Origin of the sequence: Massilia sp. LC238, assembly GCF_000735635.1 — a bacterium.
Lineage (GTDB): Bacteria > Pseudomonadota > Gammaproteobacteria > Burkholderiales > Burkholderiaceae_D > Telluria > Telluria varians.
Window position 1 is genome coordinate 136,684 of record NZ_JNNN01000030.1, and the last position, 15,755, is coordinate 152,438.

General features: G+C 64.3%; 15 protein-coding genes. 2 read left to right on the top strand and 13 right to left on the bottom strand.

Annotated features, from left to right (window positions below; translation table 11 throughout):
• Positions 1 to 51: 51 nt before the first annotated feature.
• From FG94_RS06565 to ubiE, 13 genes are all read right to left on the bottom strand, one after another.
• On the bottom strand, positions 52 to 435 hold the full coding sequence (locus FG94_RS06565) for an RNA-binding S4 domain-containing protein (RefSeq protein WP_027865703.1): 384 nt from the start codon (positions 433 to 435) through the stop codon (positions 52 to 54).
• Between the two features lie 20 nt (positions 436 to 455).
• A complete protein-coding gene (gene clsB, locus FG94_RS06570; RefSeq protein ID WP_036208698.1) occupies positions 456 to 1,616 on the bottom strand; it encodes a cardiolipin synthase ClsB in 1,161 nt (386 codons plus the stop codon).
• 3 nt (positions 1,617 to 1,619) lie between these two features.
• Positions 1,620 to 2,447: an endonuclease/exonuclease/phosphatase family protein gene (locus tag FG94_RS06575; protein ID WP_036208700.1), complete on the bottom strand. Its 828-nt coding sequence runs from the start codon at positions 2,445 to 2,447 to the stop codon at positions 1,620 to 1,622.
• 95 nt (positions 2,448 to 2,542) lie between these two features.
• Positions 2,543 to 2,743: a hypothetical protein gene (locus FG94_RS06580; RefSeq protein WP_027865706.1), complete on the bottom strand. Its 201-nt coding sequence runs from the start codon at positions 2,741 to 2,743 to the stop codon at positions 2,543 to 2,545.
• Between the two features lie 365 nt (positions 2,744 to 3,108).
• Positions 3,109 to 3,567: a dihydroneopterin triphosphate diphosphatase gene (gene nudB / locus FG94_RS06585; protein WP_036208703.1), complete on the bottom strand. Its 459-nt coding sequence runs from the start codon at positions 3,565 to 3,567 to the stop codon at positions 3,109 to 3,111.
• Positions 3,568 to 3,655: 88 nt separating this feature from the next.
• Positions 3,656 to 5,458, bottom strand: coding sequence for an aspartate--tRNA ligase (aspS, locus tag FG94_RS06590; RefSeq protein ID WP_036208706.1), 1,803 nt, complete (start codon positions 5,456 to 5,458; stop codon positions 3,656 to 3,658).
• A gap of 85 nt (positions 5,459 to 5,543) precedes the next feature.
• Entirely contained in the window at positions 5,544 to 6,131 is a 588-nt protein-coding gene (locus tag FG94_RS06595) for a DUF502 domain-containing protein (protein ID WP_027865709.1), read from the bottom strand.
• 30 nt (positions 6,132 to 6,161) lie between these two features.
• Entirely contained in the window at positions 6,162 to 6,464 is a 303-nt protein-coding gene (locus FG94_RS06600) for an FmdB family zinc ribbon protein (RefSeq protein WP_036209292.1), read from the bottom strand.
• Positions 6,465 to 6,892: 428 nt separating this feature from the next.
• On the bottom strand, positions 6,893 to 7,510 hold the full coding sequence (locus tag FG94_RS06605; protein ID WP_036208709.1) for a methyltransferase domain-containing protein: 618 nt from the start codon (positions 7,508 to 7,510) through the stop codon (positions 6,893 to 6,895).
• On the bottom strand, positions 7,497 to 9,080 hold the full coding sequence (gene ubiB, locus FG94_RS06610) for a ubiquinone biosynthesis regulatory protein kinase UbiB (protein WP_036208712.1): 1,584 nt from the start codon (positions 9,078 to 9,080) through the stop codon (positions 7,497 to 7,499). Before ubiB ends, FG94_RS06605 begins: the two co-directional genes overlap by 14 nt.
• A gap of 19 nt (positions 9,081 to 9,099) precedes the next feature.
• Positions 9,100 to 9,702 (bottom strand): SCP2 domain-containing protein, encoded by a 603-nt coding sequence (locus FG94_RS06615; protein WP_229445879.1) that lies wholly within the window; start codon positions 9,700 to 9,702, stop codon positions 9,100 to 9,102.
• A gap of 121 nt (positions 9,703 to 9,823) precedes the next feature.
• Entirely contained in the window at positions 9,824 to 10,813 is a 990-nt protein-coding gene (locus tag FG94_RS06620) for a Tim44 domain-containing protein (RefSeq protein ID WP_036209298.1), read from the bottom strand.
• Between the two features lie 19 nt (positions 10,814 to 10,832).
• A complete protein-coding gene (gene ubiE / locus FG94_RS06625; RefSeq protein ID WP_036208714.1) occupies positions 10,833 to 11,567 on the bottom strand; it encodes a bifunctional demethylmenaquinone methyltransferase/2-methoxy-6-polyprenyl-1,4-benzoquinol methylase UbiE in 735 nt (244 codons plus the stop codon).
• A 123-nt stretch (positions 11,568 to 11,690) separates the two neighbouring features.
• Here ubiE and FG94_RS25880 point away from each other — a divergent pair, with 123 nt between their 5' ends.
• Together FG94_RS25880 and FG94_RS06640 are read left to right on the top strand one after the other, a co-directional pair.
• Complete coding sequence (locus FG94_RS25880) at positions 11,691 to 13,907, top strand: ATP-binding protein (RefSeq protein WP_051996296.1); 2,217 nt, start codon at positions 11,691 to 11,693, stop codon at positions 13,905 to 13,907.
• Positions 13,908 to 14,144: 237 nt separating this feature from the next.
• A complete protein-coding gene (locus FG94_RS06640) occupies positions 14,145 to 15,479 on the top strand; it encodes a sigma-54 dependent transcriptional regulator (protein WP_036208719.1) in 1,335 nt (444 codons plus the stop codon).
• Positions 15,480 to 15,755: the final 276 nt, after the last annotated feature.

A 15,755-nucleotide genomic window follows, 5' to 3' on the forward strand; every position in this document is an offset into this window, starting at 1 on the left:
AGAGCCTTTTACAGTAGAGGCCGTGTCCAAATGTCAGACCTGACCCCGGTTTTATTCGTCCCCGATGCGCGTCATGGCGCGGCGGTCGCGCTTGGTCGGGCGGCCCTTGATGTCGGCGCTCGGTTCGGGGAACAGGCGGCGCGCCGTCTTGTCGTTTTCGCGCTTGGCGATGCTCTCATCGGTTTCGAAATAGAGCGTGCGCGCGACCGGTGCCGGACCGCGCGTGCCCGAGATGGCGGCCACGATCACTTCCCAGCGGTCCGAGCCGTTGTCGATGAAGATCTTGTCGTTGACCTTGACGTTGCGCGCCGGCTTGACCGGTTCGCCGCCGATGCGCACGCGGCCGCGGTCGACCGCGTCGGCCGCCATGGAACGCGTTTTAAAGAAGCGCGCGGCCCACAGCCATTTGTCGATGCGTACGTTGTCGTTTTCCATGGTGTTCCTTTTGCTTCCATTCATGCATAGCCGATCGCGAAGATCCGCATGACCAGTTTATACGCCATATAGGCCAGACCATAGCTCGCACGCCGGATCCAGCCGATGTGGCCGAATTCCTCGGCACGGATCGGCACGCCGTCCGCGATGCCGCGCTCGATGTGCTCGCGCATGGTGGCGGCGAAGCGCTCGTCCAGCACCACCACGTTGGCTTCCTGGTTCAGGAACAGCGACAGGCCGTCGCAGTTGCTCGAGCCGACCGTGGCCCAGTCGTCGTCGACCACCGCGACCTTGGCATGCAGCTGGGTCTTGCGGTACTCGACCACCCGGATGCCGTCGGCCAGCAGTTTCGGATAGAAGGAGTGCGCCACCATGTCCTGGATCTTGAACTCCCCTACCCCGATGAGCAGCGTCACCTGCACGCCGCGCCGCGCCGCGTGGGCCAGCGCCTTGCGGAACTTGCGCCCCGGCGCAAAATACGGCGTGGCCAGCAGCACGCTGTGCTTCGCGCGGCCCAAGGCCTGCAGGTAGGCGCGCTGGATCGTGGAACGGTTGCGCAGGTTGTCGCGCACCACGAAGGCGGCGCGCGCCGGATATTCGCAGGACTGCGGCGGATCCTTGCGCATTTCCTTGAACAGCTCGATGCGCTGGCGGATCTTGAGGCGCCCCGCGCGCAGCCACTGCCCTTGCGCCTCGTCGTGGATCTGGGCCACCAGCGGCCCCGCTACCCGCACCGTGAAATCCCAACGCGGGGCCGGCAGGCGGTGGCGGTCGGCGTGGTCGCACTGCCAGTCGTCGTTGACGTTGATGCCGCCCACGAAGGCGACTTCGCGGTCGACCACGGCGATCTTGCGGTGCGAGCGCGCGATGCCGCGCCGGCACCAGGGATTGAAGATGCGGTACTGGATGCCCGCTTCCGCGAAAGCCGCACCGAGGCGCTTGGCGGGCAGGTGTTCGGTACCGATCCAGTCGACCAGCACCCGCACCTTGACGCCCCGTTCGGCGGCGCGGATCAAGGCGTCGCGCACGGTGCGCGCGGTGTCGTCCTCGCCGAAGATATAGGTCTCGAAGAAGACCTCGTACTGCGCCGCGTCGAGCGCCGCGATCAGCGCCGGGAAGTAGGCGGTGCCGCTTTCCAGGAGGGTGACGTCGTTGTTGTCTACGAAGCTGACGTGGCGCATGGCCTACGAGAGCTGCAGTTCCGCCACGATCGGCGCATGGTCGGACAGCTTGGCCCACAGCGGGCCATGCATCACCTGAGCGTTGTCCACCTTGAAGCCGCGCACGTAGATGCGGTCGAGGCGGAACCAGGGCAGCATGGCCGGAAAGGTGCGCGCCGGCGCCAGCCGCGGCTGGCGGCGCGGCGGCGGCTGGCGGCCGGCCCAGCTGCGCACCATGTCGCCCAGCGGCGACTTCGGCCCCAGCTCGTCGAACACCTCCTTCACGCCGAGCGCATTGCGCAGGCGGTCGCTGAGGGTGTTGCGCCAGTCGTTGAAGTCGCCGGCGATGATCACCGGCTCGCCATGCGAGGACCCGTTGACGTGCTCGATCAGGGCGTCGGTCTGGCGCCCGCGGCTGCCTTCGAACAGGCCCAGGTGCACCACGTAGCAGTGCACCTTGCCGGCCTGCGTGTTCAGCACGCAGTGCAGGATGCCGCGCTGTTCGTAGGCGTGGTCGGAAATGTCGTGGTTGTGCGAATTCTCGATCGGGAAGGCGCTCAGCAGCGCATTGCCATGGTGGCCGTGGTCGTATACGGCGTTCATGCCGTAGGCGCTGTGGTGCTTCTCGTTCTTGAAGTAATCGTATTGCGCCGTCTCGGGCCAGTGCCGGTGCGCAAGATCTTCCTTGCCGTAGCGTGCCTGGAAGCGGTCGTGCCGTCCTTGTACCTCCTGGAGGAAGACGACGTCGGCGTTGAATTCCGCAATTGCTTTCTTGAGAGCGATCACCCGGGGCGTACTACGCAATGACGAGACGCCCTTGTGAATGTTGTAGGTAGCCACACGAATTTTCATGGGAACATTCTAACCGCATCGGGCGGATGTCCTCGTGGAACGAGGCCCAATTGTGCGCTGCCGGGTGATCTGGTCGCGGGGCCAGCCCGCTGTGTTCAGACAAATGCCATCTGGCTAGAAATAGCCTCGTGACCGCTCACCATCATCCGGCGCGGGCGCGCGGACGTTCGGGCCACTTCGTCGTTCGACAGCAGAGGTCCGGACAACCTCAGGCCGGACAACAGGTCGATCTGGATGCAGCCGTTGCCGATGCTGATCTCTTTTACCTTATCGTCGTTCTTCAGTTCGAGGTCCATGTTTTCTCCCTGTAGATCTATCTAGTTAGAGTTGCGTCGCGAAAATTGTTACAAGCGACCTCAGCGACGATATGCTAGAGATTGACGACTGTCAAACGACGAATCTATCGTGCGCATAGGAAATTAGCTAATTTCCTTCAGCAAACTAATTACCAAAATCATCTCGGATAACTCAGCAATATCCGCAAAAACAACAGTTTATGAGATGAACTTGACATCAAATGCACGGTGATGAATAAAAAATTGTCAAGGAAGTGAATAACCGTGCACAAAAAAAAATTTGGTCATTGTTGTGGTGCGACGACAGTTTATTTTCCGACAGGAATTAATAGTAGTCCCATGAATGGGGGATAAATTCACAAAAATTACTTTTCGGCAAGGATGTGGCGCGGCAGCTGCAGGATCGCTTCGGCGTTCGAGGAGGAAAAGCAGCGGTCGGCGGCCTCGAGATAAGGCAGCCAGGCGTATTGCGTGTGCTCGCGCGGGCTCAGGATCACGGGGATGTCGCGCGGCACGCAGACCGAGAACACGTGCTCGGTATTGTGGGTGACGCCGGGAGCGTAGCGGTGGCGCCAGACCGGGTAGATCTCGTAGACGTTGGCCAGAGCCCAGTCGTGCAGGCGGATCCGGTCGCCGTCGGCCACGATGCCGGTTTCCTCGAACAGTTCGCGGGTGGCGGTCTGGATCAGCGGTTCGGCATGAAAGTCGAGCGAGCCGGTGACCGATTGCCAGAAACCCGGGCGGTCGGCGCGTTCAATCAGCAGCACCTCCATGGCGGAGGTGTGGATGACGACCAGGACCGATTCGGGGATTTTATGGGGCATGGGTCAGATAAAACAAACGCGGGCATGGCCGATGTGTGGCCAGGCCCGCGTGAGTTGAACGCGCGGTCGGCAAAGCCGACCACCCTACTTAGGCAACCTTAGGCTCGTTACGCAGGCGGATGTGCAGTTCCTTGAGCTGCTTCTCGTCGACTTCCGACGGCGCGTTGGTCAGGAGGTCCTGGGCGCGCTGGGTCTTCGGGAAGGCGATCACGTCGCGGATCGACTCGGAGCCGGTCATCAGGGTGATGAGGCGGTCCAGGCCGAAGGCCAGGCCACCGTGCGGCGGCGCGCCGTACTGCAGGGCGTCGAGCAGGAAGCCGAACTTCAGCTGGGCTTCTTCGGCGTCGATCTTCAGGGCGCGGAACACCTTGCTCTGCACTTCTTCGCGGTGGATACGGATCGAGCCGCCGCCCAGTTCCCAGCCGTTCAGGACCATGTCGTAGGCCTTGGCGACGCAGGCGCCCGGGTTGGTTTCCAACATGTCTTCGTGGCCGTCCTTCGGTGCGGTGAACGGGTGGTGGGTGGCGTTCCAGCGGTCGCCGTCTTCGTCGTACTCGAACATCGGGAAGTCGATGACCCACAGCGGGGCCCAGACGTCGTCGAACAGGCCGGCCTTCTTGCCGAATTCCGAGTGGCCGATCTTCACGCGCAGTGCGCCGATGGCGTCGTTGACGACCTTAGCTTTGTCGGCGCCGAAGAAGATCAGGTCGCCGTCCTCGGCCCCGGTCAGCTCCAGGATCTGGGTCAGCACCTCGTCCGAGATGTTCTTGACGATCGGCGACTGCAGGCCGTCACGGCCCTTGGCCTTCTCGTTGACCTTGATGTAGGCCAGGCCCTTGGCGCCGTAGATGGCGACGAACTGGGTGTACGCGTCGATTTCCGAACGCGGCATCGAAGCGCCCTGCGGCACGCGCAGGCCGACCACGCGGCCGCCGGCCATGTTGGCGGCGCTGTTGAACACCTTGAACTCGACCGACTTCATCAGCTCAGTCAGTTCGGTGAACTGCAGCTTCACGCGCATGTCCGGCTTGTCCGAACCGTAGGAGCCCATGGCGGTGGCGAAGTCCATCACCGGGAACGGGTTCGGCAGGTCGATGCCGGCCGCGTTCTTGAAGACGACGCGCATCATGTCTTCGAACAGGTCACGGATTTCCTGTTCGGTCAGGAACGAGGTTTCGCAGTCGATCTGGGTGAATTCCGGCTGGCGGTCGGCGCGCAGGTCTTCGTCGCGGAAGCACTTGGTGATCTGGTAGTAGCGGTCGAAGTTGGCGACCATCAGCAGCTGCTTGAACAGCTGCGGCGACTGCGGCAGCGCGAAGAAGTTGCCCGGGTTGACGCGCGACGGCACCAGGTAGTCGCGCGCGCCTTCCGGGGTCGACTTGGTCAGCATCGGGGTCTCGATGTCGATGAAGCCCAAGTTGTCCAGGTACTTGCGCACTTCCATCGACACCTTGTAGCGCAGGCGCAGGTTGTGCTGCATCTGCTGGCGGCGCAGGTCGAGCACGCGGTGGGTCAGGCGGGTGGTTTCCGACAGGTTGTCGTCGTCCAGCTGGAACGGCACCGGCACCGAGGCGTTCAGCACTTCCAGATTGGTGGTGTTGATCTCGATCTTGCCCGACTTCAGGTTGGCGTTGGCGGTGCCTTCCAGGCGGTTCACGACGGTGCCGGTGATGCGCAGGCAGTACTCGTTGCGCACGTGTTCCGCAGCCTTGAACACCTCGGCGTTATCCGGGTGGCAGACCACCTGCACCAGGCCTTCGCGGTCGCGCAGGTCGATGAAGATCACGCCGCCGTGGTCGCGGCGACGGTGCACCCAGCCGCACAGGCTGACGGTTTGGCCCAGCAGTTCCTCGGTGACGAGGCCGCAGTAGTGAGTACGCATGGAGGTCATGGTTTTCGTTCCAGGTTGGTTGATTCGTGAAAGGCGCCCCGCATGCGGCGGCCCTCTGTTCTTTGCTTGCTGCGTTCTTTGTTCTTTATTCCGGAGCGACGACGCCCATCGAGACGATGTGCTTCAGGGCCGCGTCCACGGACATGTTCAGCTCCACGACCTTGCTGCGTTCCATCATCAGGAAGAAGCCCGAGGTCGGGTTCGGGGTGGTCGGCACGTACACGCTCACGTAGTCGCCCACCAGGTGGTTCTTCACGTCGCCGCCCGGCACGCCGGTCAGGAATGCGATGGTATAGGAATCCGCGTGCGGGTACGGGATCAGCACCGGCGTGCGGAACGCGTTGCCCGAGGACGAGAACAGCGTGTCCGACACCTGCTTGACGCTGCCGTACAGCGAGCTGACCACCGGAATCCGCTTCATGATGCGGTCACCCACGCGTACGATGTAGCGGCCGACCAGGTTATTGGTCAGCAGGCCGGTGAGAAAGACGATGGCAAGCGTCAGGACTGCGCCGAAGCCGGGCATGTCCATGCCGAACAGTCTGCGCGGCTGCCAGGCTTCCGGCACGAACAGCAGCGACTGGTCCAGGGTGCTGATGATGGCACTCAGGACCCAGGCCGTGATCACGAGGGGCACCAGCACCAGCAGGCCGGTCAGGAAATATTTGCGCATCGAATTCTCTTGTTCTTATTTGCTGACTGCTCAGGTACTGCTCTTGTCGCCGCCGCTGGCAGCGGGCGCCGGCGCCGGCGCCGGGGTGGCCGCTGGGGCTGCAGCGGCGGGAGCGGCAGCTCCCGCGGCAGTACCAGTGGCCGGCGGGGTACCGCCGCGGAAGTCGGTCACATACCAACCCGTGCCCTTGAGCTGGAAGCCGGCAGCGGTCACCTGTTTTTTGAAGGCTTCCTTGCTGCACGACGGGCAGACCGTCAGCACTGGGTCAGAAATTTTTTGCAGTACATCTTTGGTAAAACCGCATTCGTCGCAGCGGTAGGCGTAGATCGGCATCTGATACTCCGCAAAAATCTTCAAAACCCTGAATTATAAAGCTTTTACGGGAGGCCTTGCCTGTTTTGGCCGCAGCAGGCGGGCCGGGACGGTTCCGGACGGCGCCCGAGGTGTTGTTTTTCGTCATCGTCGGATGCTGTTTCGTTTGCGCAAGAACAGGGGTGGGTGATTAAATAGCATCTTTCTTAAGAACATGATGGCAGCAGGCAAGCTCTGCTGCCCACAGTTAAGAAGAAACAGAAGATTTTGCGCGGTGCTGCACCGCCGCTGGTCCGTAAAAGAACGCTGCACTTGGAAGCCCGCTGATGCGGGCTTTTCTTTTTTGGGGGGTCAGGTCTGACATTTAGACACGAGCTCTGCTTTATCTCGCTTGAGGCCGTGTCCGAATGTCAGACCTGACCCCGATTTAGATTAGACCTGACCCCGATTTAGATTGAGCGGCGCTGCCAGAGCATCCAGCGCTCCTTGCCGGCAAACACGGGAATCGAGTCGGCCACCGGCGCATCCTCGAGCAGGTCGAAGCACGGCGCCAGCAGCGCTTCCAGCCCTGCCCTGTCGATGCCGAAGGGCGGACCTTTTACCGTTTGGTCAAAAAAGAAGAAGCCGCCCAGCAGGCCGCCCGGCGGCAGCAGTTCGGCCCAGCGCGCCGCCACGCGTGGCCGCATGGCCGGCGGCAAGGCGCACAGGAAGGCGCATTCGTAGATGAATCCGAGCGCCTGCCGCGGCTGCCAGGCAAAGAAATCCGCTTCCACGACGCGATCGCCCCACTGCCCCGCCAGCGCCCTGGCGCGCGCCACGGCCTCCGGTGCGAAATCGATCGCGGTGGCATCCCAGCCGGCCTGGCGCAGGAACACCAGTTCGTAGGCACTGCCGCAGCCGGGAAGCAGGGTGGGCAGCGGCGCCGGGCTGCGCGCCACGAAGTCGCGCAAGGCTTGCGGCACGCCGCCGCGATCCCAGGGCGTGAAGGATTTGGCGAAACGCTCGTCCCAGAACTGCGGGCTGAGCGGATCGCGGCTGGCAAAGCTCGGCGGGTCAGCCGCCGCCATGCAGCACGACGTAGCCGGCCGCCAGGCTGCCCACCAGCACCACCACGGCGCCCAGGAAGACCAGCAGGCGGTTGGTGCGGCGCTGCTCGACCAGCACGGCCGCCAGCAGGTCGGCATTCCCGACCGGGTGCCCGTGCTGCGTCGCCATGCCCGAATGCGCGTGACGCTCGAGGGTCTGGTGCAGCAGGCGCGGCAGCTGCGGGAAGATGTGGGCGTAGCGCGGCGCTTCGGCGCGCAGGCGCTCGACCATGCCCTGCCAGCCCACCTGCTCGCTCATCCAGCGTTCCAGGTAAGGCTTGGCGGTCTTCCACAGGTCGAGCTCGGGGTCGAGCTGGCGCCCCAGGCCTTCGATGTTGAGCAGGGTCTTCTGCAGTAGCACCAGCTGCGGCTGCACCTCGACGTTGAAGCGGCGCGAGGTCTGGAACAGGCGCAGCAGGATCTGGCCGAAGGAAATGTCCTTCAGCGGACGGTCGAAGATCGGCTCGCAGCAGGCGCGCACTGCCGATTCGAGTTCGTCAACGCGCGTATCGCGCGGCGCCCAGCCCGATTCGATGTGGGCCTCGGCCACGCGCTTGTAGTCGCGGCGGAAGAAGGCCAGGAAGTTCTGCGACAGGTAATCCTTGTCGAAATCGTTCAGGGTGCCGACGATGCCGAAGTCGAGGGCGATGTAGCGGCCGAAGGTTTCCTTCTCGACCGATACCAGGATGTTCCCTGGGTGCATGTCGGCGTGGAAGAAGCCGTCACGGAACACCTGGGTGAAGAAGATCTCCACGCCATCGCTCGACAGCTTCTTGAGGTCCACGCCCTCGGCCGCCAGGCGGTCGATCTGCGACACCGGGATGCCGCGCATGCGCTCCATCACGATCACGCTGCTCGAGCAGTAGTCCCAGTGCATCTCCGGCACCATCAGCAGGTTCGACTCGGCGAAGTTGCGGCGCAGCTGGCTGGCGTTGGCGGCCTCGCGCATCAGGTCGAGCTCGTCATGCAGGTACTTGTCGAACTCGGCGACGACTTCGCGCGGTTTCAGGCGGCGGCTTTCGGCCCAGACCTTCTCGATCAGGCCGGCCGCCATGTCCATCAGGGCCAGGTCTTCGTCGATGGTCTTGCGCATGCCGGGACGCAGCACTTTCACCGCCACCTCGGCGCCGTTCTTCATGGTCGCGAAGTGCACCTGGGCAATCGATGCCGAGGCCACCGGCACCCGGTCGAAGCTGCCGAACAGTTGATCGGGGTGGGCGCCGAGCGCTTCGGTGATCTGGGCGATCGCCAGGTCGGAATCGAAGGGCGGCACGCGGTCCTGCAGCAGCGACAGCTCGTCGGCAATATCCTGCGGCATCAGGTCGCGCCGGGTCGACAGCACCTGGCCGAACTTGATGAAGATCGGCCCCAGCTCTTCGAGCGCCTGGCGCAGGCGGATGGCGCGCGGCGACGTGATGCGGCGCCAGAAGAACAGGGTGCTCATGACACGCGCGGTGCGCGGAGCATGCAGGCTTGTGACCGCGATTTCGTCGAGACCGTACTTGGTCGCGACAGCGAGGATTTTCAGCAGGCGCAGGAATTTCAATATCATCAGTTATCCGGACTCAATATCACGCTCTCGTCGGAGCAGCGCTCTGCGCCAGGCGCTGCTCCAGTTTTGCAATGCGCTTGGCGGTACGCTCGACGTCGTCGCGCAGGCGCACCACGTCGGCGGCGAATTCGTCGACGGCCGTCGGACGCACCAGCACGGGCCGCTCTTCCAGCAGGAACTCGGCCATGTTCTCGGCCAGCCGGCGACCGGCACCCAGCACCCCGGTGGCCGCCCCACGCGCACCCTGCACCAGGCCGCGCGCGCCGAGCGGGCCGACGATGCGCTCCAGGTCGTACTCGGCATCCCAGCGCAGGCTTTTCGACAGCGAGGAAATGGTGTTGGCGAACTCGGCGTCGCCTTCGATTTTCACGTAGGAAAAAGCACGGTCGCGGTTCTGGGCGATCAGCGGCAGGTCGGTCAGCTTCACGCGGATGGTCACGTTTGCCGGGCCTTCGGCCGTGCCGGGCTCGAGCATGCCATCGCGCGCCACGCGCAGGCGCAGCTGGAGGTGGCCCGTATCAATGCAGGCTTCCTTGCCGGCGTGACGCAGGAGCGATTCGCGCGCCCAGGCTTCCTGGGCCAGCAGGTGGTTGATCGTGGCAACGGCAGGCGTCGCCAGCATGGAAGAACTCGGGATCATTGGCAGCACAAGTTATAAAAAAACCGCCCGGTGTTAGCGGGCGGTTCGATCTTACCAGTTTGCCGGGCGCAAACCCGGCAGCACGGAACTTAACTGGAAAATATTAAGCAAGCTGCTGGATGCCAGCCAAGACCCAGCCGCCCTGGCCCGACAGCGGCTTGGACATGTTCCAGACTTCCACGAAGGGCTCGGCCGGCGCGTTCGGTGCGGTGCGGATCATGCCGTTGAACTGCACGCTGGCCAGGTAGTCGGTAGCGGTGGTCTCGATGCCCAGCAGCTGGCCGTCGATCGTCACCACGTCGGTGAAGTCGGTGGCGCCGTTGCGTTCCTGGATCTGCATCTTCAGCTCGGCGAATACTTCCGGCGAGGTGAACTCGCGCAGGTCGTTGGTGTCGCCACGATCCCACGCAGCCTGCATGCGGATGAAGGACGCTTTCGCATGGCGCAGGAAGGCGTCCTGGTCGAAGTCGGCCGGCACTCCCCACTGCTGGTGCGCCGCAGGCACTGCCGCATCAGGCTTGCCCAGCGAGACGCCGCCGAACTGGCTCTGGCTCTGGAAACCCGCAGGCTGGCGCAGGCCGGAACCGATTTCCGGGGTCGCGACCGCACCGGCAGCCGGATTCGGCGAAGCGCCGGCCGGCACCGGGTTGGTGTAGCCGCCGCCGAAGGCCGGGTTGGCCGGGGTGTCCTTGCGGCGGAACATGCGCACGATGAACAGCACGGCCAGCACCAAGAGGCCGATCATGAGGATCGCCGAGATCGCGCTCGCCAGGGCGCCGCCGATGCCGAAGTGCGACAGCAGCGCACCCAGGCCGAGGCCCAGCAGGGCGCCGCCGAGGATGCCCTTCCACATGCTCGGGCGCTTGGCCTGGGCAGCGGCCGCACCTGCGGCACCGGCGGCAGCCGGTGCCGCGGCAGGCGCGCGCTGCGGCTGCATGCCCGGGGTCGGCGCCGGGGCCGGGGCCTGCATCTGCTTCACGGGCTGCGACTGGCGGCCGATCGAGCGCTTGCCGCCCATCGGGCGTGCAGTGGCTTCCGCGATCATCGAGACCGCGGTGATCGCCAGAACCATGGTTGCCACGAATTTTTTCATCTTTGCTTCCTCTGTCATCCTACAGTTTGATACCGGTGTGCAATGCAGCCACACCCGCTGTCAGGTTGTGGTACTGGACCCGCTCCAGTCCCGCGTCGAGCATCATGGACTTCAGGGTTTCCTGGTCCGGATGCATGCGGATCGATTCCGCCAGGTAGCGATAGCTCTCGGCATCGCCCGCGATCTTCTGGCCCAACCACGGCAGCACCGAGAACGAATACAAGTCGTAGGGCTTCTGCAGCGGCTCGATGACTTTCGAGAATTCCAGCACCAGCAGCTTGCCGCCCGGCTTGAGCACGCGGCGCATTTCCGCCAGCGCCTGGTCCTTGTGCGTCATGTTGCGCAAGCCGAAGGCCACGCTGACCCGGTCGAAATAATTGTCCGGGAAGGGCAGCTTCTCTGCATCACACAGCAAAGTTGGGGTCACCAGGCCCTTATTCAATAGTCTATCCCGGCCCACGCGCAGCATCGATTCGTTGATGTCGGTGAGCCAGACCTCGCCGGTGCGGCCCGCCTGCTTGGCGAAGGCCTTGGCCAGGTCGCCGGTGCCGCCGGCGATGTCGAGCACCTTGAAGCCCGGACGCACGCCAGCCTGGGCGATCGTGAACATCTTCCAGGCGCGGTGCAGGCCGGCCGACATCAGGTCGTTCATGACGTCGTATTTCGATGCGACCGAATGGAAGACCTTGGCGACTTCCTGGACCTTCTGGTCCTCGGCGACGGTCTTGTAGCCGAAGTGGGTAGTATTGGTCATATGTGCTTGCGGTGAAGGGTTGCCAACATTATACAAGCTGGCCGCGCCGGCGCCGTTTGGCGGGCCGAGCACGCTTCGATAGCGTTCCTGGCAACATTTCAGCTCTTGTATAATCGCCATCCCATGCGTATCCGCAGCCGTCTCCTGATCCTGGTCCTGGCCATCCTGGTGCCCTCCTTCATCGCAGCCGCGCTGGCGGTCAGCTACGTCTATCGGGAAGAGCAGAAATCGCAGGTGCAGAGCGTGAGCGAGGCCACCCGCGCCTTTGCCCTGATGGTCGACAACGAACTGCAGGCGCGTACCGCGGTCCTGCGCACCCTGGCCGTCGCCCCCTCCCTGCACCGGGGCGACCTGCGCGAGTTCTACGAGCATGCACGCGGCATGGCGCCGGCATGGGACACCGTGATCGTGCTGGCCGACCTGGACGGAAAGCAGCTGATCAACACACGCAAGCCCTTCGGCGCGGCGCTGCCGACGCGGCGCTCGTCCAACGTCGGCGAACTGATGCAGCGTGGCGGCCCCGCGGCGACCTACGTGTCCGATGTCTTCATGGCGCCGATCGGCAAGACCTACGACTACACCGTGCAGGTGCCGGTGATGGTGGACGGTGCCGTGCGCTACCACCTGCTGCTGGACGTCAGCGTGGCGAGCCTGCAAAAGCTGGTGGAGCGCCAGCATTTCCGTACCGAATGGATTGCCACCATCGTCGACCGCAAGGGCGTGGTGCTGGCCCGTTCACGCACGCCCCGGGAGTTCATCGGCAAGCCGGTGAGCGCCTACAGCCGCGAACTGCTGGCCCGGACGCACGAAGGCGTGTACGACAGCCGCACGCTCGACCGGATCGCCGTGCGCGCCTTCTTCAGCACGGTGCCGATGTCGGACTGGAAGGTGTTGGTCAGCATCCCGGTGAGCGAGATCCGGCGCGTGCCGCTGGAAGCCGCGGCCATGCTGGCCGGGCTGATGGCGGCTTTGCTCGCCGCCGGCGTGCTGGCGGCGCGCTGGCTGGCGCGGCGCGCGATCGGGCCGATCGAACATCTTGGCCTTGCCGCCGACGAACTCGGCCAGGGCAAGGAACCGAGTTACCGCCCACAGGGCATCGTCGAAATCGACAACGTGGCGCAGCGCATGCTCGATGCCGGACGGCAAATCCGCCAGGCGCAGCAGGACCTCGAGCAGCGCGTGGCCGAAGCCGTCGCCGCCACCGAACGGGCGCAGGGCGCCCTGCTCAAGTCGCAGAAGCTGGAGGCGCTGGGCCGCCTGACCGGCGGCATCGCCCATGAGTTCAACAACCTGCTGCAGACCCTGAGCACGGCGCTGCAGCTGGCCGAATTCAGGAACAAGGACGTCAAGGTGGGCGGCCTTCTGCAGACCTGCAAGAAGACCGTGCAGCGCGCCGCCGCCCTCACCGGCCAGCTCGGCTCCTTCGGCCGGATCCAGGAAGCGCGCCAGGAAACGGTGGATGCCTGCCAGCAGCTGCGCAGCGCGCGCCAGCTGATTAGCGGCGCCCTGCGCGCCGACATCGCGCTGCAGATCGATTGCGACGAGCCGGCCTGGCCGATCAAGGTCGAGCCCCTGCAGTTCGACCTGGCGCTGCTGAACCTGGCCGTCAATGCGCGCGACGCCATGCCGCACGGCGGCGTGCTGCGCATCGAGGCGCGCAATGTCGCCCTCGCCCATCCGTCCGCAGGTTCCGTCCTCGATGCGCTGGCGCCCGGCGACTACGTGCGCCTGACCGTCAGCGACACCGGCAAGGGCATGGCGCCCGAGGTGCAGGCGCGCGCGCTCGATCCCTTCTATACCACCAAGGGCCAGGGCCAGGGTACCGGCCTCGGGCTGCCGCAGGCTTACGCCTTCGCGCTGCAGTCGCAAGGTCTCCTGCTGCTCGACAGCGAACCCGGCAAGGGCACGCGGGTGGACATCTGGCTGCCGCGCGCGCAACAGCCGGCGCAAGCGCCGGCGCCTGCGCCGACGGGAGCCCCACTGCCGCGCGGCCGCGGCACCGTACTGTTCGTCGAAGACGACCCGCTGGTGCGCGAAGCGGTCTCGCAGGCGCTGCGGGACGCCGGCTTCGAGGTGCTGGTCGCGCATGACGGCGAGCAGGCCGTGGCCCTGCTCGAGGGCGGCGCCCGTCCCGCCGTGGTGTTCTCCGACATCGTCATGCCGGGCAGCGTGAGCGGCATCGACCTGGCCGGCATCGTGCGCCAGCGCGACCCCGGCTTGCCGGTGGTGCTGGCCACCGGCTATACCGAACGCCAACCGGCGATTCCCGGCGTGCGGGTGCTCGCCAAACCTTATCCGATCGAGCGCCTGGTCAGCCTGCTGGCCAGCGTCACCGCATAGAGAAGAAACGGAGGTATTACTGTAAAGCATTGATTCCCGTAGGAATTTTCGCGATGCAGATTACCAACTCGGCAATATTTGTGCGCCGAAAAGTGGCTATTTCTGGTTAAATGACAGTCAAGGCTTTTGTCGGACGAATCCGGCATTTACCACCCGGCGTTTTCCTTACAGGACTTCCGGATTCCGCCGACAACGTCGCCTGCATTACCAGTAATAACGAATAAGAACGAGGTCAATGTGTCGGTCAAACGACTCTTATGCATCACGAATGAGGGGAATGCCGGCGTACGCGCCGCCTGCGGTGACTTGCGGGGCTGGGACGTGTGCACGGTCGACAGTATCGCGGCCGCGCGCAAGGTGCTGGCACAGCAGCACTATGCAGTCGGGCTGTTGCTCGACGGCGACGGCAGCCTCGAGCACGACGACACCGAACGCTTCCTGCAGCAGCACCATCACATGCGCTGGATCGGCGTGTTCGGCCCCGACCTGCTGCACCGTCCGCAGCTGCGCCAGGCCATCGCCACCCACCTGTGCGATTTCCATACCCGTCCGGTCGACACCGTGCGCCTGCACCATTCGCTCGGCCACGCGCATGGCATGGCCATGCTGGCCAGGTCCACGCCGCCGCACCAGCGCGCTTCCAGCGCGCGCCACATCGACGGCAACTCGGTGGCGATCCGGCGTCTGCGCGCCCACATCGACAAGATCGCCGCAGTCGATGCGCCAGTGCTGATCTCGGGAGAAAGCGGCAGCGGCAAGGAACTGGCGGCGCAGGAAATCCACGCGCAGTCGCCGCGCGCCGGCGGGCCTTTCATCGCCATCAATTGCGCCGCGATTCCGCCCTCGCTGATCCACTCCGAGCTGTTCGGCTACGAGCGCGGCGCCTTCACCGGCGCGGCAAAGGACAAGCCGGGCCTGATCGAAGCAGCTTCCGGCGGCAGCATCTTCCTGGACGAGATCGGCGACCTGCCGCTCGACCTGCAGGCCAGCCTGCTGCGCTTCCTGCAGGAACGCACCATCTACCGGGTCGGCGGCACCCGCACGGTGGCGGTCGATGCGCGCGTGATCACCGCCACCCACGTCGACCTGCCCAAGGCGGTGGCCACGGGTCGCTTCCGCGAAGACCTGTATTACCGCCTCAGCGTGTTCCCGATCCGGGTGCCGCCGCTGCGCGAGCGCAAGGAAGACCTGCCCCTGCTCACCGAGATCATTTTTAACAAATTTGCCGATGAGAAGAGCCCGCAGCTCAAGGGCATCAGCAAGCAGGCCCTGCGCGCCATGGCCCAGCACGACTGGCCGGGCAATATTCGCGAGCTGATCAACCGCATGCGGCGCGCCATGGTGCTCGCCGAGCACCGTCTCATCATGCCGGAAGACCTCGAGCTGGCGCCCCAGGACGACGCCATCATCCTGCGTGACGACCTCGACCACTCGCGCGGCAGCGCGGAACGTACCGCCATCTGGAACAGCCTGGCCAAGTGCGGCAACAACATCAGCCAGGCGGCGCGCGAACTCGGTGTCTCGCGCATGACGCTGTACCGCCTGATGGCCAAGCACTCGATCGCGCCCTGACCACTCCTCTCCAGGCGCTTTTCCCCTTCATTTTTTCCTACATGTTCGAAGCAAGCGCGGCCTCCGCGCTTGCTTCTGCAACGTCTCTGTGCGCTGTTACAGGCTGATACAGTCTGGTGACAATCCTGTTACAACTGTCACAGTTTTGAGACAGCTTTTTTCAAAGTTATTGAACTGCCTCATCAACCTAGTCCTACAAGCTTGCTCAGCATAAAAATCATCAGATTAATCAAGGACTTGCAAAATATTAAAGAGCTGGCACGCAAACTGCTAATG